This is a genomic window from Mesorhizobium sp. M4A.F.Ca.ET.022.05.2.1 (assembly GCF_003998845.1).
Taxonomy (GTDB): Bacteria; Pseudomonadota; Alphaproteobacteria; order Rhizobiales; family Rhizobiaceae; genus Mesorhizobium.
In genome coordinates, this window is record NZ_RZOJ01000080.1 from 1 (window position 1) to 19,152 (window position 19,152).

The window sequence follows — 19,152 nt, forward strand, 5'->3', positions numbered from 1 at the left end:
GACCATCGCCTTGCCTGACACTGTTGCCGGGAGCGTCATGCTCGCGTTGCCGCCAGCCTCTTCGACTAGGCCCGCCTCGAAAAGCAACTCATAGCGCTGCAGCGTAAGGTCCTCGTTCCAGGGGCGATCGTCGAAGGCAAACGCGATCGCCGCGCGCTGACCGCGTTCGCGCCGCGCTGCCATACTGCTGGCACCCTTCGCCCAGGCCATCAGACGCCGGTGCAGGATGCTCAGCGCTTCCGGCGCGCCGGACCGGTGGTCTTCCCATGGAAAATACGCGTACCAGCTTTTCCAGTCACTCTTGCGTGACACGGCAATAGCTTCTTGCCGGGTCAGCGCAAGATAGCTGATCGAGATGTTGCGCTGTTGGCGCCCAGCCTCGATGCGGTCTCGGTCAGCGAAGGTATAGAGCTGCTCGATATAGCCCAGCGGATGGCCTGTCTGTTGTTCGACCCAGTCCCTCAGGCCAGACTGCAGCGATCGGTGGCTGAGCTCGAACGGCCCTGAGGGCAATGCATCCTGCTCTCCGATGGTGAGGACGCAAGGCTCGCGGTCTGTCACGGCAGCGACAACCGCGATCAAGTCCAAATTGATATCGCGGCTTTCCCGAGCGTTGCCATTTTTGTTTCGTGTTGCTTGGTGGTGCATGTTGCAGAACGTGGCCGTGCTCTGTGAGGTGACGCGGCTAAACCGATTTAATCAAACGTGTACCATGCCGGGCCGCTCGTCAACGGCGTACCTGTACGGTGTTTTGGTGCTCGCACTTGCATAAAACTGGTCCAAACGCGACACCCGCGGTAGGTAACGCAACGGAAGGGCGCGCCTTTTTGCCGACCGTGAAGACGCGGCGAGCGTTCGATCTCAGCCAAGTTAGGGACGGTCATCAGGTGGGACAGTCTCATTAGGCGTATGGCAGAATAGCGAACACAATAGCCACTAAGCGGGACAGGAACTGAGCTCGCAAAGCTTCGGTTTTCGGATCATGTCTCCTGATTTAACTGAGAGCGTGGGCCGATTCCCTACGACCACTAGTCTGGCAGACCGGCGCCTTCGGGTTCGCGACGAGCGCATCATCCTCCCAACTGTCCCAGAGCTTTGTCCCCACGTCTACGCATTCGCCCGAGCCCCAGTTAACGGTCGGCGTGGGTTGGGGGTCCACCGGGCGGAGCTTCGGCTTCGCCCAATCTTCCTCGGTCGGCATAGTGTTCGATAGGGTAAACCGGCCTCAGCAACCGTGCGAGCGGCGCCAATCTGGAAGCCGCAGCTTCTCCGACACTTGCGGGCTACCTTCCTTGCCTTCTGCCCCGACAGGCTGCGCTATCGGCAGAGCGCTGCGCAGGAAGGGAGCAATACCCAAATCTTGAGTTCTTCGCGCGTCGGTTCTTCCTGCACAGGGAAGAGCTAATTCTTCCGGGCTCCGGGGTGAGGCGCGCGCGGCGGATTCACTGGGCTGAGCTGTGAGGGAAGGTGCTCGCGCGCCGCAGTGACGCCCACGATTGCACGGCAGGGTTGCAAATTGGGTGATCTGTGATAAGGAAATGTGATAATCGCAGCCCGTTGCGACCACGTCCTGCTCCTCGCGACTTCTGAGGAACGGAAACGATCAATCGGACTGGCATGGGAAGAAAAAACAATTCCAATCAAGAAGCCAGCCGCGAAACGCTAGGCTAACGTAATAACGAAAAAAGCTTGCAGTTTTTTCGACACGCCGCCGCTCAAAAAGTCCCATGTTCGCCTTTGGCAACGGCTGGCTGGTCATGCGAGCTTCCTAACCGGGGCGGCTATTCCAAACCGATCGCTCTGAAGCTGCCCGCACCCGCTCGTCGCTAGCCACCGCGCCCGCGCCAGATGGGATGTCCAAGCCCGACGGGCCCGTTCCGGCTGGCGCTAAATCGGGTACTAGATCGCCACGTCCAGGACGCCTTGGCATCATCAGGATGTAGGATTCGTTACGCTGCTCAACGCCATCCTTGTGATGGCGTTGAGCAGAAGGCGAGCTCCGGACCTTAGGCGGCTCTGGGTCAATGTTCAAGATGGCTCGTGACATCTTGCGCCAGTCGAGGCCCATCTCCTCCGACATCAGCAGGACGGCGTAAGTCTGAAAGTGCGCCACGTCGTAAGGCGTGACCTCGGCCAACTCGGGTGTTTCATTATCGATCCAGGCCTCCTCCTCCTTTGGGGGCGCGTCGATGTAGCGGCCAATCGAGGCCAGGTGCTCCGCAATCTGATAACGCAAGTGATCGCGGCTGCCGTAGCGCGCATCGATTTCGCCGAGCTTCTTGTACAATCCCCTACGCTTGCCGCGCGGAACATCGGTATCGCCCAGGGAGTAACAACTCGGACCGACGGCGCAGATAACGTTGACGCAGAAATGCCGATGCTGGTTGATGGCTGCCCACGTTGACGAGTTCAGGTTGATGCTGACCACCATCACCTCGGGTTCGACAGACAAGGAATGGGCGGTGGTCGTGTCCGCTTCGTTGACTGTCTCGCCGCGCTGTTTCGTCTCCTCGCGTTAGCGGAAGTTAAATTTCGAGCGTTTCAGCTTGCCGCAAATTAGGGTCTCGATGGCATGTTTGCATGACTTTTGGGGCGGGCAGGAAGACTGATGCGCGGACGGGGATGGATCAAGGCCTTGCGTCAGGATGAGGCGCGGCAGATGCGTGTCCGCATCGCGGAACTGGAGCGCAACCTCATGGCGACCACGCCACAGGGGCGCCATCGACGTTTTGAAGCCGGGAATGAACTTCGCATTGCGAAATTCCGCCTCGAGCGGCTCGAGGAATGCATCGCCGGAATAGCGGAAAAATGTGGGGCTTAGCGGATCTCGCGGCTCTCGAAATTGCCGCGCTCCGGCCGAACTGTGCACCCGATGCTATGATCACAAAGCTGGTGGTTTGACGCCGGTCGAGAGCATCTCTTCAAGCAGCGCTGGGCGGCAGACGCGCAGGCGGCAGGATGAGCCTGCCTGGAGCCAAACGCAAGGGATTGGTTGGTGCGGACGAGGGGCAAACGCCTTCCGGAAATGGGCTTTCCCTCCCACGCGTATCTTCCACAGGTAGGCAGCTGCACCCCGTGCGCCATCCTACAGGACACAGCTACCATAGCGAGGCAATCCCGGTTGAAGAGGCGTCGTTTGACTCGGGAGATGTTCCTCTGGGGCATCGACCTCTTCATCATGGCTATTACTCGGAAGCCCATGAGTCTTGGGAGATCTGTGGCGCTCAAGCCATCGGCTTTCGGAAAGACCGGCGACGCTTCGTCTCAACGACTATTCCAGCCGTATTTTTCGCGTTGAACACGGCCGTTTGCTTCGGCTTCGGTTGGGGCGGGGCATCAGGCACCCTTGGCTCCGGCGTCTTCTTGGTCTCTTCCTTGTTCTTGCGGGCGCAAAGCAAAGCCTTGGCGCTCGCGGCCTCCGCATCCGATACCTCGCCGGCCGGCTCGCCATCAAGATCGACCCGCACAGCGCCAGCATTCAGTCCCGCCAAGTACCTGGGCATGCTGGTATAGGCGCGCAGGGCTCTCCTCAATTCATCATCTGACAGTTCGCCGTCCAGCACGCGAATGTCATGATGGATGCCGATCCTAAGCGGCATGGGCGCTTTCGGATTGAACGCCGCAGGCCACTTTGCCGATAGGTGCCGGAAAAGCTGTGCGGGCGATTTCCCTCGGTTGGGGGTCGTCATGATCAAGCCTCGCCCGATTTGTTTTGTTCCCAGTTCGGACGCTCCGTAGCACCCATATATGCAATGATTGTGGACGCCTGAAAAAGTTTCCGGGCAGGGGCAAAGCAGCGCATCCTAGCTTCCAGATGAATACCGTTGCCCTCTATCAGCCGCGGTCGATTGCACGTCGAGGACACGATTGTGCGCCACAGCCACGCGCTCGTCCTCGGCAGCGCCCGGCATGTGGTCAGCGGAGAGTCGGGTCTGGCTCTGATCTATCATCATGGCGCTTACGGATCGTCTTGAGCGGTACGCCGTGAGTTGGCCGCAGCCACGCGCTTTTATTCTCCTTCTGGCCCGTTGAACAGTCGATCTACCGCTCAGCCCGGCTCTGGCGCAGCGCCCACGGCAGGCGCCGCTTCCATCGTTCACTTCGCGGCAAAGGCACATCTTTCTGCCACCGCTTCTTGCGGCGAGTTCGTCCAGTCGGTGTGTGCGATGCATCCGGAACCGGCGCTCGCTCAACCGTTGCGCGCTACTCAGGAAGCGATGCGTCGGGCATGATTATGTCCTTGGTCCTGGGATACTTCTTCAGAGGTGGTGAACACGAGCTGGGAAAGATTTTCGCCAGGACCAATCGGCTGCCGCGTCGCCTCAGCGACCGCACCTTTCGTGTTCGCTTTCGCGACATCGTTCGCGATGGCTGCCAGGTCGATGCCGACCCAGATCGACTCTGGCCGCTTTACGAGGCCACGCTTCTGTCTGGTCTCGACGACAAAGGGTCGCCTGCTGCTTCATAGTGCTCTCGGCGGACTTGGGGGATTGCGAACGTCGTCTAAGCCCATCGCGCGCCGTCGTCCACCCGCCCCCACGCATTTTCCACATCAACCCAGCACGCGCATGGTGTCCGCTTCCGGGACGCTGTTAGGAGCCACGTCCTGACCGGATGAAATTGGTCTTTGGCTTCTGTCGCGGACACAGGATATTGCGTACCCACTCGCGCGAGACAGCCTGTTGTACATCTGCGCCGCTGACCATCGAATCGCGGTGGTTGTCCCGCGCTCGCCACGACCATTAGCAGTACCAACGTAGCAATCGCTGGTGCCTAGACGTGACGGTCAGGCTTCAATGACGGGGAAGTGGGAGGATTGCGCGTTTACGAGGCGGGCTGGTCGGCCGCTCAATCGATAGCGTCATTTGAGGCGCTGCCTCTCCCGCCTGCAACTGGCAGACACGCTCGTCCAATTCCTTGTCCACTTCCGTGAGACGATGGTTGAGGCGAAGGTAGTCCGTCCAGGTCGGCGTGCGGAATGTCTCTGTCCATTGCATGGGCTTCTGCAGGTTGCGCTGAAGCGTCCAGTTCCGAGCACCGACGCGGCTGTGGATATGCCTGCGCTGCCGCATGAGCTCGAGGAAGGCCTCGACATTTTTCTCGGCTATCCGATATTCGACCTTGACCACGATAGGACCGCTTCTCGGCTTCAAATTGAGAGCGACAGCTGGGGCGTGGAATTCCTCCAAAGGATCGGGCTCGGACTCGCGGCGCTCGCGTAGAGGAAACAGAATGCCAGCTGCGGCGACGAGCAGCAGCGCTCCAGCGGAACCCTCCAGCGCCCACGTCAGGGAATGGTTTTGGGAGACCGTGCCCCATACCCAGCTGCCGGCCGCGATGCCGCCATCTATCAATGCATAGTAGATCGAAATCGTGCGCCCCACGACCCAGCGCGGGCTCGCCAGCTGCACGCTCACGCCAACCCCGGACCAGGCGGTGACCCAGCCGGCGCCGCCCAAGGCGAGCGCAAGTGCGGCCACCGGAATCGAAGAGGTCAGCGCAAGGGAGAGGGAGCAGGCCGCGCAGGCGACGCACGCGAGCTTCATCAGACGTTCTTGCGACAAGCTCCGTCTGAATGTGCCGTTGGAGATGCCGGCGAAGACGGCGCCCGTCCCGAAGCCTGCCATGAGCGTGCCATAGGCGAGCGGTCCGCCTCCCAGATGATCGCGGACTACCAGCGGCAGCAGTGCGAGAATGGCGATGCTTGCCAGGCCAAACAGGGTTCCGCGTGCGATCGCCGCCTTGATTTCCGAAGACATCGCCGTGAAGCGCAGCCCGTCATAGATCGCCGTCCTCATCGACTCGCGCGGGAGAGGCGAAGAGCGAACCTTCCACTTGCAGCGCCATATCGTGCCCAAAGGGACCAAATAGGTGAGTGTGGTCACGCTAAAAGCTGCCAAAAGCCCAAACGAGGCAACCACGATGCCGCCGAGCGCCGGGCCCACGGTCCGGACCGTGTTGAAGCCGACGGAGAGCAGGGTCACGGCAGCCGGGACATCGCGGCGGTCGACGATATCGCCAACCGAGGCCTGCCAGGCGGGATCGTGAAGAGCACCCCCGCATGCGATCAGGAAGCTGAAGCCGAGGATCATCCACGGACTGACAAACCCCAGCGCCACAACCGCGGTCAGCATCGCAGATCCTATCACCATCAGGCAGCGGCCGGCGAACATGACCCTGCGACGGCTGAAATTATCGGCGAGGGCTCCGGCGAAGACGGACAAGATGAAAGCGGGCAGGTTCGATGAAGCCTGGACCAGCGCAACCATCAGATCGGAAGTCGAGATCGTCGCCATCAGCCAGCTGATGGCGACAGTCTGCATCAACCAGCCGAGGCTCGAGACCTGGGTGGCAAGCCAGATCGAACGAAAGGTCGGCTGCATGAGGGGCGCAAACGTCGTCGGCGCAGCCAAATCTTCAACTGATCCAGCCACTCTACTCATTTTTTGCGAGCCTTTGTTTTCCGTTATCGGCCGTCTCGCATGTAATCTCGACTGAACCGTGGCGGCTGGCAATATTGAGAGAAACTCTTTTGCCTCCGACGAATGCGGCCACAGGTGGCAACGGGCAATGCGGTCGCGCCGAACAGCCCACCAAGAATGATTGAGGCGGCGACGAGCGGCACATCCCAGAATCTACGGCCAAAACTTGAATAAAGCGCTTAAGCGGAAAATCCGCTTCGAGCTGGCGCTTGCGGTCAACGATGTCGTCGGCCGAGATCGAGATCCAGCGCAAGGGTTAATCGCTGCGCATAATCATTGCTTCAAGCGCGGCTGCATCGAAAGCTTTTCGAGCAGCTGGTGGATGGGCCTCACCACGCAATACCCTGCAGACAGGCGTCCATCGCTGCCTTTCCGTTTTCTCGGTCTGACGATGAAGATCATGCAGCAGGATAGCGGCAGCATCACTAACATTGAACACGATGCGCTCTGAGCTATGGCGGCTAACCCGAACACGACCCGCTTCTCAAATCTGCTAAATCTCGACGCAATGCCGTCTCGACGTACCCCGCGCCTGGCCACTGCCTCAAACGTCGCCGCGAACACCCGCTCCTTCTCCTCCCGAAACCAGCGCCGGCGCCGCTCGACCGACGTGATGCTTCGTCACAGGGCTACTGCCAGTGCTTGCACAAGGATTTGCGGCCTTCAGCCTACCTGAGCAAGGCGGCCGTCCCCGTCGAGATTCGAGACAACCAGACCATCGCCGCCAAGGTGCCGGTCTTGCTATTCGAGTACCTGCTTCTGACCAAACGGCTTCGCAGCAATGCCAGGAATGTCGTCAATCCGGACAGGTTTCCCGATTAAATAGCCCTGAGCTTCATCACATCCGACGCGGCGCAGACAGTCGAGCTGTTCGGGAGTTTCGACGCCTTCGGCCGTCACCTCAATTCGAAGCTCATGCGCCAACTCAACCAATGATCTCACAATCGCGGCGCAGTCCGCATCGGTGAGCAGATCCTGGACAAAAGATCGGTCGATCTTGAGCCGCGAAAGAGGCAATTTCCGAAGATAAGTGAGTGATGAATAGCCAGTACCAAAATCGTCAAGAGCAACTGTTACGGACAGCGAACTTAACGATTGTAATAACGAAATTGTTTCTTCAAAATTCGAAATTAGAACATTTTCTGTAATCTCAACCTCCAGTCTCCGGGGCTCCAAACCGGCTTCAGCCAAGGTTTCTAAAATTCCATCTAGCAAGGCCTTGTTTTTAAGCTGCACTGCCGACAAGTTGACGGAGACCCGCAAGTCGCTCGGCCACCGCACAGCCGCCGAACAAGCCGTTTTGACAGCCCAGTGTCCGATGGAGTGAATCAAACCCGTTTCTTCAGCGATAGGTATGAACTCCGAGGGAGCGATCGCGCCAAGGGTCGGATGCTGCCACCGCAGAAGCGCTTCAAAACCTCGGATGCGATCGCTCCCGAGATCGAGAAAGGGTTGAAATGCAAGCCAAAGCTGGTCACTGGCGAGCGCAGATGCCAGATCGCGTTCAAGGGCATGGCGCCTTGTGGCAGCTTCATCGTCGTTTGCGCTGAAAAACTGGATGGAACCCGTCCCCAGCGTCTTGGCCCTGTGTAGCGCGGTGTCGACGCAGCGCAGGAGTTGATTGGCATCCAAACCATCAGTGGGCGCCAAGGCGATACCGATAGAGGCCCTGCAATATATTTCGCGTCCTTCAATCATGAAAGGGGTGCGCATGCCATCGATGATCTGTTTGGCTAAGGACCTGATTTGATCTGGCCTAATATCGCACGTGACGATTATAGCAAATTCGTCGCCCTCCAATCTCGCGATGCCATCGCTCTCCCGCGTCGATTTCCGAAGTCTCGCAGCCACTTCGACCAAAAGGGCATCCCCTATTGCGCGGCCAAAGCGATCGTTCACCTCGTCGAAATTGTTAAGATCGAACAAGAGTAACGCAAAGTGCTGGTCAAACTGCTTTGCGTCCACCAACGCGTTTTCCAGCCGCTCGTTGAAGCTGAACCGGTTTGGCAAACTCGTTAGAACATCCCTGCGAATGGCATTTTCGCTTTCCGCTTGCAGAATGCAGCGTCGGGTAAATTCGGACGCGTGAGCAAGCACGGCACGAAACAGCGTGATGGCGTAGCTCACCATCAGGATTGCGACGGGCAGATTGACGGCTCCATCCAGCCACACAATCGCAACCGCCGAACCGACGAAGATCGGCAGCGTATACGCGATGGCCGCAATAGGAATCGTGGAAAAAGAAGCGGCACCGCCTGCGATCATGCCAGCGCTCAGGCAGGTAATGACAACCTGGGCGGCACTCGTTGCTCCTCCGAAGAACAGAACGGGAAGTGCACCCCACCAAGTGCCGAACAGGAAGGCGTTTCGCACCAGGTTTTGCGTTGTCCGGCGAGACACTGACCTTGGTTTGACTGACTGAAACGATGATCTCGCTCTTAGGCCTACGAACCCAGCGGCGGCGATGATCACACTCGCCCAGAGGATGGCTTTCGTCTGGTCGGGCGAGCCCCAAACCGCGATAACAAAAGTGGCCGCATTGAGTATGTTCGCAACCATGCCAAGAAGCGTGCTGCGAAGCACGATACTGACCTGCTCCGCCCTGATGCGGCCGGCAAGCGGTTCGATCGTTGAGGGCCCGCCAAAAACACGCAGGTCTCCCGCCAGGAGGTCGCCGAGCCTTGCGGCAGACAGACGCTGCATCACTCCTTCACTCCCCCGCGGTAGAGTAGTCAGCTGCGTATTGGTCGGTCCCCTAACACCGAACAATTCTGAAAAAGTAAATTTCAACCGCAAATTTGGACAGCCCAGTTGGGAAGCCAAGGGTTTTGGAAATTCGAAGATAGTGAAAACGCGATGCTCCCTTAGGGCATCGCCGACCTAACCTGATCCCAATTATGCCCGTTCGCCCTCCGCCTTGTAGTCGGCTAACCAAAAGAACCGCAGGCTTTGCTGCCAAAGCACGCTGGCACAGAAAATCTACACTATGCGCCTTGAGGACCTTCGGCTTTCGGATCAGTCGGGCAGCATCGTTATGGTCCGGGTAGCCCCCTCCTGCAGCCATGCTGAGCTCTCACCCTTTGAAGGCTGACAACTCGACGAGCCGTCCCGAGGTCCGGCAGACACAAGGAGGCCTTCTCCACGATCATGTCAGCGCTGCGGGACGTAGGCGAGTTCGCCTGGATCGCAGAGATGCCGAAGCCGGGAGGTCCCGCCTTTCAAACGGCACCTGGCCAACAAACAAGCCGGGACGATCAAGCGGCCGCCTTTTTGCGGCTCCTCTTTGCCGGTGCGGCCTGTTGGGCCTCATCGGGTTTTCTGCCGAGGCCCATGGTCTTCGCCAAAGCTGAGCGCGCGGCGGCATAGTTCGGGGCAACCATCGGATAGTCTGCCGATAGTCCCCATTTCGCCCGGTATTCTTCGGGCGTCAGACCATAGTGGGTCGCCAGATGCCGCTTCAGCGACTTGAACTTCTTTCCATCCTCCAGGCTGATGATGTAGTCGGGCGTGACCGACTTCCTGATGGGAACGGCAGGCTTGAGGTCCTCAGGCTTCGCGACCGGGCCGCCCATCGTGCCCTTCAACGCCGTATGCACCTGGCCGATTAGAGCCGGAAGCTCGCCCACGGGGAGCGGATTGTTCGACACATAGGCCGACACGACTTCGGCGGTAAGCTCGATGAGGGCGTCAGTATTGTTTTCGGCTTCTTCTGTCACGCAATGCTCCTGCTTTGATAAACGGCGGCGGATCGGTTTTATTAATGAAGGCAGCCATAGAATGCAATCAAAGTTAGGGCTCCCGTAGCACTGGGTCCCAAATTGCGGGCCGAGGCACACGATGGTTCTACCCTGATGCCGACAGCTTCCGGCAAAAATCGGTCGGACCCGCCGAGGGGTTTTGCGGTTCATGAAACTGCTTTCGAGCAGAATGGGTTTCGTATCGGCGCCTTTGACGCCGGCGAAACTCAACCTCTGCTACGCACGTTTGATGCCCTGATCCTGCCACCGTCCCCCGGGCACCTGCGCCAAGGAGAAATCTTCGATCCAGCCCCTTGAACCGTCTCGGTCCGGACAGCACATTGCGATGGTTGCCGAGCGGAATGCTCGTGCAAAGCAAGGGTTCGCCAAGTGGGAGGAGCGCATGGATGCAGAGGACTTCGGGAGCCCTATTTTCGTGAAGCGTGCGACCTACATCGTCCAAGAGATTGCGAGCCTCGCGGACGCCATCGATTTCCTCAATGACTGGCCTGAGGATCAAAGAGATCTGACCCACCAGACCGCTCTTCGGGCTTGCTATGACGCAGAGGATGGGCACAAGCCCGTGACCGCCGCGCACCATGCTTTTATCGATTTCGCCAGGCAGGTCGCCATCCTGGAAGATTCAATCTCCGCCATGCAGTGGATCGCCGCCTGCAAAAAGCGGCGCGCGTAAGGACGGTTTGTATTGTAGCGAAGCTTGGGGCATTCCGTTTAGGTTTTGACCGATCGCGGACAAGGGGCGGAACGTCGCCGAATTCCGGAAACGGGCATGACAGCGCTTGTTGGCGATCGGCTGGCCACCGAGGCATCGAGTTGGGCTTTCGGGTTCGCCTCTTTTTGTCTCCTCGGTTGAGGCATAAAGCTGGGCCGAGCGGACCTTGCCGCACGACTTGAGGGGAACGGTGAGTTGAGCAGATTTGAGCGGCCGGTCGTGGTCCAGGTAAGCCGCCACGCCGCGGAGCGCGTCGTGTTCGATGTCAATGACGCGGCCACGATCTTGCTGCGGGATCTCCCGCGTGAAACGGAAAAGCGCAAGGCAGCGATGGACGCGTGTCTGCGCGTGTTGCGCGGTGAGAGCCATCCACCGGCCGCCCGCCGAGCTTTCGTCGCAGCGGCGCTTGAAGCAAAAATCCTGCGCAGCGATTGAAAATTTACGACGCGCATTGCGTCGCTTCTTCTCTCCATTGCGATCCGCCAGCGCCATGATCGCGCCTGGCGTTGGACGAGCGGCTGCCGAGCGAGCTACATTCGTAGCGCCAGCGGCGAGCGCGGTTCTGGTTCCAAGGCGCTGCATTGGGGAGCGTGGCTGAGCAGGCGCCGCTAATTCAGCGGTTTCGGGCCATGTCGTGGTGCGACCTCTGAGGATCGCACGGGCCGGCGGCGGATGCTCACCTGAACAACCAGCCAGCGGCACAGAGCCTTGGCGTTCATCCAGTTCGCAAGATCGGCATGCACCAGCGCTTATCCATAGGAGCAACCCAACCCCGCTCTTCTGCGATGGCTTTCCTGGTCCTGTTCCGGATCTTCCACGATCAACCCTCAAAGGGGTCCGCTAGCAAGCTGCGGCCGCTTGGCTAAAGCCCGCGCGGTGATCGCGACCGGCCCACGACACTGACGGGAGCCATCGAGCGGGGATTGGCCTCGCTCAAAGATGGAAGGCCCTCAGATGTCGCACGATCTTGCCCTGGCTCAACACCACGCCTTGGACCTCGCCCGCACCCTGATGGTCCCCGTCATCCTCTTCAAATCCGGCAACGCGATCGGTGTGCTCCGCAGCGATGAGATCGAGCCTGGCGATGATCTCGAAATCCTTCACGAATACGACCCATTCCAGATCAGGCCGGCTCGTTGAGCCGGCCCGGAGCTTGGCGGCCCGCCCCGTCACAAAGCCCAAATTGCACCGACCGTGATCCAACGGCCTGCCGATCGGCGGGCCGATGCGCGGCGATTGGGTGCCGCTTGCGAGCGAGCGGCGGCAAGGGAGGCTGCGCCGCGGCTGGGAAAATCACAGTGCTCCGAACATTCCTCAGTTGCCCGGCCGCGCCCTTGCCTCCGTCGCTCTTCGCGGCCTTGGGGTCGGGTCCCGCGGGATTCGCGGGAAAGGAAACCGAACAGGAAGGGACGGAACCTCATGGGCGCCGGGATAGGAATGGAGATGAGCGATGTCGAGGAACTCAGAAGTGGCGTTCTGTGTACTGCGGTGCTGGAGCGGGCGGGCTTCGCGGTCGATCAGAAGGAGAGCACTAGACGCGCCGTAAAATTCCGGCGCGGCGCCGAAATCATCATCGTCATTCACGAGGGCAAAGGCTGGTTCGATCCACTGTCGGAGGCCAAGGGAGACGTGTTCCACCTGGTCGAGCACCTCGAGGGCGTCCGCTTCGTGGAAGCGCTCGATCATGTGGCGAATTTGATCGGGTTCGTTCCCAGCGAGCCCGTCTGGACGCGGGTTCCTCATAAGAAGCGACCGGGCCGTTCCGTTTCCGAGCGTTGGCAAAGCCGCCGCGGGCCGTGGCCCGGGTCCATGACCTGGCGCTATCTGCGCCAGGAACGGCGTCTGTCAGAAACCGTCATCCGCGCGGCGATCCGCCAGGACCGGCTTCGCGAGGGTCCGTGCGGCAGCATGTGGGTGGCGCACACCGATGAGGCCGGCGTGCTCACCGGCTGGGAGGAGCGCGGTCCTAAATGGCGGGGGTTTGCGAGCGGAGGCGCCAAGCTGCTGTTTCGTCTTGGCGCTGTCGAGGCAATGCGCTTTTGCGTCACCGAAGCGGCCATCGATGCCATGAGCCTTGCCGCGATCGAGGAGCTGCAGCCCGGCAGCCTTTATCTCAGCACCGGCGGCGGCTGGGCGCCGGCGACCGTGGCGGCGATCCGCGGGCTTGCGGCGCGCAACGGCGCTCTTCTTGTCGCCGCGACCGACAACAACGCCCAGGGCGAGGTCTATGCCGGCCGGCTCGAAACGATCGCGGTAGAGGCGGGGTGCGGTTTCGATCGGCTGCGTCCCGTCGCCGATGATTGGAACGAGGACCTGCGTGCGCGAAAACTCCAGAAGAAGGGAGAAGGAGGGGGACAAAAAACCCGGCTGCCGCATGCCCGCCGGCCGCGTCAAGGGTGAAGCTTCGCCCGGCTGACGCCGGCCCTTGACCCGCCCGGACGGGGAGGCGGCCGCGGGGGAGGGGTCAGGAAGGGCTGAAGACGATGGCGCAATCGAGATGATGAGCCGCGCTCCGGCCCGACGAGGCTAAGAAGGAGCCCCCCATGAATGCCACCTCTCCCATCTGCAAGATCTACCAGGGCATCGCCGACCGCCGGCAGATGTTTCGCCGACATCGAAGTCGTCGCGGATGCCGTCGCCGCCTGACCTATTGCGTTGCCCTTGGGGCATTGGTGCGAATACCGCTTCGTTTGGCTGCCCGGTGCAGCCGGTGCTCGAAATAATCGGCAAACACCTTGTAGTCGGCGTAGGCGCCCTTGTCGCACCAATATGCGCCGAAGCGCCCCCAGGCTGCCTCCAAAAACAGTTTCAATCCAGCCTTGCGCATCACGCCAATCTGGGGTTGCGGCAAGCGCTGGCGAGTGTCAAAAAGCAGTACAGGAAAAATATTCAGATCGTCGACGCCGTGGTCAACGGCACCTACAGCGTGTTTCAGGCAACAGACGAGGAGTTAGCCGTCATCTTCCCCGACGGGACAAGACATTGAATTGTTCGAAGACCCAATCGAGCGGCTTCGGCGACGGTCTGGTCACGGTCCAGCGACGAGGGCGACCATTGCCCGAACATCGCCGGCCGAGCTGTTGCAGGGCGCCCGCCCCGATCTGCCGAGCGAAAGCCTTGAGGGTCCGCACCGCAAGATCATCGCCACAACCCTTTGCCGAGTTCTGCAACGCCGGCGCTCTCACAGACGTCGACGGCAGGCCCGTGGCCAGCAACCAATCCCGAGCCAGTTATGAATATGCGACCGCGACATTTCAGGCTGTGGGCAATTCAACATAAGAAGAAGGGCTGTGAAAACGGGGATATTTGATGAGCCGTCTTACCTCGCAAAACTCCTCAGGTATCGAGTGGCGGCCGAACAAACTGTTTTTGATCTTCAAGAAATAGGAGAGAGGTATGTTTCGGTATCTGGCGCGTCGTCATGATCGCAAGCACATCTTGAGAACCTTACAACGCCAGAAGCGTACCGATCACAGGTCCATAGGCTTTGGTTATGATACCTCCTTGGCGTTCACGGTTAACGAGGCCGAGGACAAAAAAGCTAGTGGCGGTGAACTGGCGTTCAGGACGCTTTCCGAAGGAGAGCAGTTTTTCTCCCCGGTTTTGCCCCCGGAGCCATTAAGAGAAGAAGAAAATATTGTCATTTTTCAGTCTGATATCACAACCGTGGATGAAGACAACAATACATTTGAATGTGTGATTACCGATGGCGGATCGAAAGATCATGCACTTGTTGTGTTTCATCATTGGTACGCGCGGAACCGTTTCCCAACATTCGCCAAGTTCTTTGCCGCAAGGGGCATAACAGTTATTGAGGCTACCCTCCCATATCATTTTAGTCGTGGTTCCGACGACCATTCCGAGGAAAAATTTTTCAACGCGAATTTGGGACGTACCGTCCGGTCGATGAGACAGGCGGTATTGGATGGTCGTAAGATTGTTCGTTGGCTTCATAGTCAGAGGTATCGAAAAATCTCCGTTGTAGGCATGTGCTTAGGCGGCACGGTTGCTGGTCTGATCGCTGCCCAGGAAGAAGAGGTTGATAAAGCGGTTCTTATGGCATTGCCAGGGAGCCCTGCTGATCTTGTTTGGACTGCGGAAACCATGAAGTCGTTACGTCGTCGTATTGAACCAGCCATGTCACTCGAAGATTTGAGAACCGCTTGGGGTCTCATTAGCCTAGAGATGCATACGTGGGGTCTCACACGTCCTGGCCTGGATATGATGTTCGTGCTTGGCAAGGACGATACGATCACACGTCCAGAAGCTTCGGATCGGGTGATAGAGTTATTGACGCAATGCAATAGTTCGCCAGAGGTCCTGCGTCTCAATTGTGGACATTCGTCTGTCGGGATTTTTCCCTTCAATATGATCGCAGCCAGGAAGGTGCTGCGATTTTTGAAAGAGTCTCCGACCTTAGCGGAGATCTGGGAGGTTCGCGGGTTTCGCTACGACTTCAGCGAAACCCAAATGCTCACGAAACGGGGCAGGTCAAGGCCTCCCCGAATATGATGTGAGCCGGCGGCTTTTCACCACGCTTGAATGCATGACCAGAATGCGCGATTGTCGCCCGCCCCGTTATCGCAGGTGAACGATGAACCGCAGGGACAAGGCGTCACCTTTCGTGCCAACCGAAATCCACGTCGGCACGGTGGAGGACGACAAGGGCGCTCTCGGCATCCTATCGATCCATACGACCGAAGGCCTTTTGAATATCGCGCTCGACCTTCACGCCGCCGATGCCATAGTGAATGCGATTGGCGCTATCCGCTCGAAGCTGGCGCTTGTTGAAAGCTAAAAATGCCCGGTCGAAGCCGGGCAGGAGGTCTTTCTTAGGAGCCGATCGGATCAACGCAGATCGTCATCGGTAATGTACGTCGTCGTCATGACGGCCTGCTGAAGCCGCGTCAGGCCCTTTCTTGTATCGACGCGCGAGGTGGCGGGAAGTCGGTAGCGTACCCCATCACCTTGTCTACTCGCTCGGCCAGCCAAAAGGCCTTCATTGAAGCAGCTACCGGTCTAGGCCGGCGGCGTGTACGCCACTTTCTCGCCGTCTTCCTTCACGAACTCGCGCACCGGACTGTCGAGCAGGGGCAGCACCACCTCCGAAGGCCGGCATAGCCTTGCGCCCTTCGGCGTCTCGACGATCGGCCGGTTGATCAGGATGGGGTGGGCGAGCATGAGATCGATCAGCTCGCCGACGCTCCATTTCGGGTCGGCGAGGCCAAGCTCGGCATAAGGCGTCCCCTTCTCCCGCAGCAACTCGCGCGGCGTGAGGCCCAGCGCCGGGATTAGCTCGACCAGCCGCTCGCGGTTCGGCGGCGTCTTGAGATATTCGATCACCACCGGATCTTCGCCGCTGGCGCGGATCATGGCGAGCGTGTTGCGCGAGGTGCCGCAATCAGGATTGTGATAGATGGTGACCGTCATGACTTCGCTTTCAGGGGCTGGGATTTCTGAACGATTTCGGGCCTCAATAGCCAGCCCATCAGCGCCAGTGCGATCAAGGCGCCAAGCAGCTCGGCAACAATGAAGCCCGGCAGATCGACCGGCCTGATCCCGGAAAAGGTGTCGGTGAGCGAACGCGCCACGGCGACGGCCGGATTGGCGAAGGACGTGGAGGCGGTGAACCAGTAGGCGGCGGTGATATAGAGGCCAACCAGCCATGGCACGGCGCGTTGCTCGAACCGGGCTCCGGAGAGAATGACCGCGACGAGGCCGAATGTGGCCACCATTTCGGAGAACCATTGCGCCGGTCCTGCACGCGGCTTCGTCGCGATCTCCAGCACCGGAAGTGCGAACATGAGATGCGCCGCGACCGTGCCGGCGGTGCCGCCGACAAACTGCGCGACCATATAGGCGGGGAAATCGCGGGCCGGCAGCGTCCGGTTCAAGCAGAACACCAGCGAGACGACCGGATTGAAATGCGCTCCTGAGACCGCCCCGAGGATGGTAATCAAGACGACCAGCATGGCGCCGGTCGCAAGCGTGTTGCCCAGCAGCGCCAGCGCCGCGTCATGCGTCAGCGTGTCGGCCATGATGCCGGAGCCGACCACGGTTGCAACCAGGAGGCCAGTGCCCAGGGCCTCGGCGGTGCACCGGCGCGGAAGATCGAAGGCTTTCATTTACACGTGGCCTCGCCCGGCCGGCAGCATGGTGCTGCAAGCGCCGGCGCGCATATCTCCGGGCGGCCGGAGCGGCAATCCTCCATCAGGAAGCGGATCAGGCCGGACAGAGCGTCGTATTCTGCGCTGTAGAGGATCGAGCGCGCGTCGCGCCGCTGCGTGACCAGGCCGGCGCGCTCCAGCTCCTTGAGATGGAAGCTGACGTTGGACGGTGAGACCTCGACCTGATCGGCGAGCGCACCAGCGGCGACGCCATCAGGCCCGGCAACCACCAGCAGTCGCAGAACGCGCAGGCGCGTCTCCTGCGACAGAGCGCCAAAGACGATCAGGGCTCGATGTTCATCCACGTTTCAATAATCCTTGAAATATCGAAGCGAGAAATAGCCAAGATGCTCTCTCCCGACAACCGAAAAATCGTCCCTGCTCTGAGAGGGCCCGTCGGGTCCAACTATCGGCGACTTCCCGACGCGCTGGCCACCGCACAACGCTCGAGGCGTATAGCTCCCCCAAAGGACGAGGTGGCGGCGCGGCCCTGGATGGCGAGCGCACGTCGGGGGGGGGGGACGGTTCCAGGCCAGTACCGGGGAAGGAGAAACGAAAAAGGGAAGAGAAGGCTGCTCGCTGATCGGGCTGGCCGCCATCGCTTACGCTCAACCGCGCCGCTCGCGATCCCGGCCCGTCGTCCTGCGCAGGGCTGAAAGCCCCGCTGGTCCAGCCAGGCAGGGATGCTCGGCCGCAGTTGCGCCGGCCTGCCCGCTCAGCGGTGCCTGGGGTGTCTTCAGGAAGAAGACCAGAAAAGGCGGCTTCATCTGCCGCCTCAATCTCGAAAGGAACATCCCCATGCATCTCATCAAAGTCGATCCGCGCGCGCTGAAGGAAAATCCCGACCGTACGCGCCAGACAAAATCGTCACCGCAGGCCGACGCGCTGCTCCTGGCCACCATCAAGGCAGTCGGGATCGTGCAGCCGCCCCTCGTCACCGCCGAGACCGGCGGCGGCAATGGCTATACCATCAATGCCGGCCATCGCCGGGTGAAGCAGGCGATCGCCGCGGGCCTCGAGGAAATCGAAGTCCTGGTCGGGGAAGCCGCAAGCGACAATGGCGCCATGCGCTCGATGATCGAAAACGTGGCTTTCTCGCCCCTCAGTTCCGTCGACCAATGGCGGGCGATCGAACGCCTGGTCGCGCTCGGCTGGACCGAAGAGGCGATCGGCATCGCGCTTGCACAGCCGCTGCGCCAGATCAGAAAGCTGCGCCTGCTTGCGAATGTCCTTCCCGCCATGCTCGACCACATGGCCAGGGGCGACATGCCCAACGAGGGCCAGCTGCGCACCATCGCTTCCGCCTCGCTCGACGAGCAGAAAGAAGTCTGGAAGAAGCACAAGCCATCGAAAGCCGATCCGCAGGTGTCGTGGTGGAGTGTGGCGCAGGGCCTCACAAAGACGCGCCTGTATGCGCGCGATGCGAGCTTCGGCGACGACCTGACGCAGGCCTACGGCATCGCCTGGGTCGAGGACCTGTTCGCGCCAGCCGATGAGGACAGCCGCTATACCACCGACGTCGAGGCTTTCCTCGGCGCCCAGCAGGAATGGATGACGAACAATCTGCCCAGGAAGGGCGTGCTGGTTGAAGTCAACGGTTGGGGTCAGCCGGAACTGCCGAAGAAGGCAGAACGGGTCTACGGTAAGCCCACGAAGTCGGATTGCATGGCGATGTATCTCGACCGCGACGGCAAGGTGCAGTCGGTGCACTACCGCGTGCCAGAGGCGAAGAAGGCCAAAGGCAAAGATAGTGGCGCCGGCACCGATGGTGCGGACGACGCCGGTATCGCCTCGGCGTCGCGGCCGGATGTCACCCGCAAGGGCATCGAGATGATCGGCGATTTGCGCACCGACGCGCTGCATGAGGCGCTTGCCCGCGCCCCGATCGAGGATGATACGCTGATGGCGCTGCTTGTTCTGGCTTTCGCCGGCCAGAATATCAGCGCCGCATCCGGGGCCCGCGACATCTCCTATTTTGGAGCCGCAAGCCTTGGGGAACACGCGGCGCGCTTGTTGAATCCGGAGGGCGTGTT

Annotated in this window: 20 protein-coding genes; 10 read left to right on the plus strand and 10 right to left on the minus strand. The window is 60.2% G+C overall.

Going from position 1 to position 19,152, the window contains the following annotated elements:
• The 3 genes from EN745_RS11875 to EN745_RS36945 form a co-directional block, all read right to left on the minus strand.
• Nucleotides 1-648: hypothetical protein (locus EN745_RS11875; protein ID WP_127421319.1), on the minus strand; the 648-nt coding region annotated here is incomplete at its 3' end.
• 955 nt (nt 649-1,603) lie between these two features.
• On the minus strand, nt 1,604-1,759 hold the full coding sequence (locus EN745_RS36055) for a hypothetical protein (RefSeq protein WP_189363026.1): 156 nt from the start codon (nt 1,757-1,759) through the stop codon (nt 1,604-1,606).
• Between the two features lie 9 nt (nt 1,760-1,768).
• Nucleotides 1,769-2,431, minus strand: coding sequence for a hypothetical protein (locus EN745_RS36945; protein WP_245487696.1), 663 nt, complete (start codon nt 2,429-2,431; stop codon nt 1,769-1,771).
• 177 nt (nt 2,432-2,608) lie between these two features.
• On the opposite strand from EN745_RS36945, the gene EN745_RS11890 reads away from it, so the two are divergent.
• Nucleotides 2,609-2,821 (plus strand): hypothetical protein, encoded by a 213-nt coding sequence (locus EN745_RS11890; protein ID WP_066991369.1) that lies wholly within the window; start codon nt 2,609-2,611, stop codon nt 2,819-2,821.
• Between the two features lie 403 nt (nt 2,822-3,224).
• Here the strand turns inward: EN745_RS11890 and EN745_RS11895 are convergent, their stop codons facing one another.
• Together EN745_RS11895 and EN745_RS11900 are read right to left on the minus strand one after the other, a co-directional pair.
• Entirely contained in the window at nt 3,225-3,689 is a 465-nt protein-coding gene (locus tag EN745_RS11895; protein ID WP_127421331.1) for a ProQ/FinO family protein, read from the minus strand.
• Between the two features lie 1,104 nt (nt 3,690-4,793).
• Nucleotides 4,794-6,443 (minus strand): MFS transporter, encoded by a 1,650-nt coding sequence (locus tag EN745_RS11900; protein ID WP_127421321.1) that lies wholly within the window; start codon nt 6,441-6,443, stop codon nt 4,794-4,796.
• A 205-nt stretch (nt 6,444-6,648) separates the two neighbouring features.
• Between EN745_RS11900 and EN745_RS37600 the strand changes: the two genes are divergently transcribed.
• Entirely contained in the window at nt 6,649-6,933 is a 285-nt protein-coding gene (locus EN745_RS37600) for a hypothetical protein (protein ID WP_348630955.1), read from the plus strand.
• Between the two features lie 290 nt (nt 6,934-7,223).
• Here the strand turns inward: EN745_RS37600 and EN745_RS11910 are convergent, their stop codons facing one another.
• Both EN745_RS11910 and EN745_RS11915 read right to left on the minus strand, forming a co-directional pair.
• Nucleotides 7,224-9,185, minus strand: a complete 1,962-nt coding sequence (locus tag EN745_RS11910; RefSeq protein ID WP_127421332.1) for an EAL domain-containing protein — start codon at nt 9,183-9,185, stop codon at nt 7,224-7,226.
• Nucleotides 9,186-9,736: 551 nt separating this feature from the next.
• On the minus strand, nt 9,737-10,198 hold the full coding sequence (locus tag EN745_RS11915; protein WP_127421322.1) for a MucR family transcriptional regulator: 462 nt from the start codon (nt 10,196-10,198) through the stop codon (nt 9,737-9,739).
• Between the two features lie 424 nt (nt 10,199-10,622).
• Between EN745_RS11915 and EN745_RS11920 the strand changes: the two genes are divergently transcribed.
• From EN745_RS11920 to EN745_RS11960, 7 genes are all read left to right on the plus strand, one after another.
• The gene (locus EN745_RS11920; protein ID WP_127421323.1) at nt 10,623-10,913 is read left to right on the plus strand and encodes a DUF982 domain-containing protein; all 291 of its coding nucleotides are present in this window, start codon (nt 10,623-10,625) and stop codon (nt 10,911-10,913) included.
• 294 nt (nt 10,914-11,207) lie between these two features.
• Nucleotides 11,208-11,387, plus strand: coding sequence for a DUF982 domain-containing protein (locus EN745_RS11925; protein ID WP_245487700.1), 180 nt, complete (start codon nt 11,208-11,210; stop codon nt 11,385-11,387).
• A 519-nt stretch (nt 11,388-11,906) separates the two neighbouring features.
• Nucleotides 11,907-12,092 (plus strand): hypothetical protein, encoded by a 186-nt coding sequence (locus EN745_RS11930; protein ID WP_082980354.1) that lies wholly within the window; start codon nt 11,907-11,909, stop codon nt 12,090-12,092.
• Nucleotides 12,093-12,395: 303 nt separating this feature from the next.
• The gene (locus tag EN745_RS11940; protein WP_348630956.1) at nt 12,396-13,352 is read left to right on the plus strand and encodes a DUF3991 and toprim domain-containing protein; all 957 of its coding nucleotides are present in this window, start codon (nt 12,396-12,398) and stop codon (nt 13,350-13,352) included.
• 310 nt (nt 13,353-13,662) lie between these two features.
• Nucleotides 13,663-13,938 (plus strand): hypothetical protein, encoded by a 276-nt coding sequence (locus tag EN745_RS11950; protein ID WP_127421325.1) that lies wholly within the window; start codon nt 13,663-13,665, stop codon nt 13,936-13,938.
• 410 nt (nt 13,939-14,348) lie between these two features.
• Complete coding sequence (locus tag EN745_RS11955; protein ID WP_127421326.1) at nt 14,349-15,464, plus strand: dienelactone hydrolase family protein; 1,116 nt, start codon at nt 14,349-14,351, stop codon at nt 15,462-15,464.
• Nucleotides 15,465-15,546: 82 nt separating this feature from the next.
• The gene (locus tag EN745_RS11960) at nt 15,547-15,750 is read left to right on the plus strand and encodes a hypothetical protein (protein WP_127300942.1); all 204 of its coding nucleotides are present in this window, start codon (nt 15,547-15,549) and stop codon (nt 15,748-15,750) included.
• 221 nt (nt 15,751-15,971) lie between these two features.
• Here EN745_RS11960 and arsC read toward each other — a convergent pair whose 3' ends face one another.
• Genes arsC through EN745_RS11975 form a run of 3 tightly spaced genes read right to left on the minus strand, consistent with a single transcriptional unit; the run spans nt 15,972 to nt 17,424 of the window.
• A complete protein-coding gene (gene arsC / locus EN745_RS11965; RefSeq protein WP_127421327.1) occupies nt 15,972-16,382 on the minus strand; it encodes an arsenate reductase (glutaredoxin) in 411 nt (136 codons plus the stop codon).
• Nucleotides 16,379-17,077, minus strand: a complete 699-nt coding sequence (locus tag EN745_RS11970) for an MIP/aquaporin family protein (RefSeq protein ID WP_127421328.1) — start codon at nt 17,075-17,077, stop codon at nt 16,379-16,381. The genes arsC and EN745_RS11970 overlap by 4 nt, the downstream gene beginning before the upstream one ends.
• Nucleotides 17,074-17,424, minus strand: a complete 351-nt coding sequence (locus tag EN745_RS11975; RefSeq protein WP_127421329.1) for a metalloregulator ArsR/SmtB family transcription factor — start codon at nt 17,422-17,424, stop codon at nt 17,074-17,076. The genes EN745_RS11970 and EN745_RS11975 overlap by 4 nt, the downstream gene beginning before the upstream one ends.
• A gap of 493 nt (nt 17,425-17,917) precedes the next feature.
• Here EN745_RS11975 and EN745_RS11980 point away from each other — a divergent pair.
• On the plus strand, nt 17,918-19,152 hold a 1,235-nt coding region (locus tag EN745_RS11980; protein WP_127421330.1), incomplete at its 3' end, for a ParB N-terminal domain-containing protein.

Bases quoted from the DNA above. Each gene is read 5' to 3' on its own strand.
- EN745_RS36055 (WP_189363026.1), bottom strand. From the start codon at position 1,759: ATGACCAGCCAGCCGTTGCCAAAGGCGAACATGGGACTTTTTGAGCGG.
- EN745_RS36945 (WP_245487696.1), bottom strand. From the start codon at position 2,431: ATGGTGGTCAGCATCAACCTGAACTCGTCAACGTGGGCAGCCATCAAC.
- EN745_RS11890 (WP_066991369.1), top strand. From the start codon at position 2,609: ATGCGCGGACGGGGATGGATCAAGGCCTTGCGTCAGGATGAGGCGCGG.
- EN745_RS11895 (WP_127421331.1), bottom strand. From the start codon at position 3,689: ATGACGACCCCCAACCGAGGGAAATCGCCCGCACAGCTTTTCCGGCAC.
- EN745_RS11900 (WP_127421321.1), bottom strand. From the start codon at position 6,443: ATGAGTAGAGTGGCTGGATCAGTTGAAGATTTGGCTGCGCCGACGACG.
- EN745_RS11910 (WP_127421332.1), bottom strand. From the start codon at position 9,185: ATGCAGCGTCTGTCTGCCGCAAGGCTCGGCGACCTCCTGGCGGGAGAC.
- EN745_RS11920 (WP_127421323.1), top strand. From the start codon at position 10,623: ATGGATGCAGAGGACTTCGGGAGCCCTATTTTCGTGAAGCGTGCGACC.
- EN745_RS11930 (WP_082980354.1), top strand. From the start codon at position 11,907: ATGTCGCACGATCTTGCCCTGGCTCAACACCACGCCTTGGACCTCGCC.
- EN745_RS11940 (WP_348630956.1), top strand. From the start codon at position 12,396: ATGAGCGATGTCGAGGAACTCAGAAGTGGCGTTCTGTGTACTGCGGTG.
- EN745_RS11955 (WP_127421326.1), top strand. From the start codon at position 14,349: ATGTTTCGGTATCTGGCGCGTCGTCATGATCGCAAGCACATCTTGAGA.
- EN745_RS11960 (WP_127300942.1), top strand. From the start codon at position 15,547: ATGAACCGCAGGGACAAGGCGTCACCTTTCGTGCCAACCGAAATCCAC.
- arsC (WP_127421327.1), bottom strand. From the start codon at position 16,382: ATGACGGTCACCATCTATCACAATCCTGATTGCGGCACCTCGCGCAAC.
- EN745_RS11970 (WP_127421328.1), bottom strand. From the start codon at position 17,077: ATGAAAGCCTTCGATCTTCCGCGCCGGTGCACCGCCGAGGCCCTGGGC.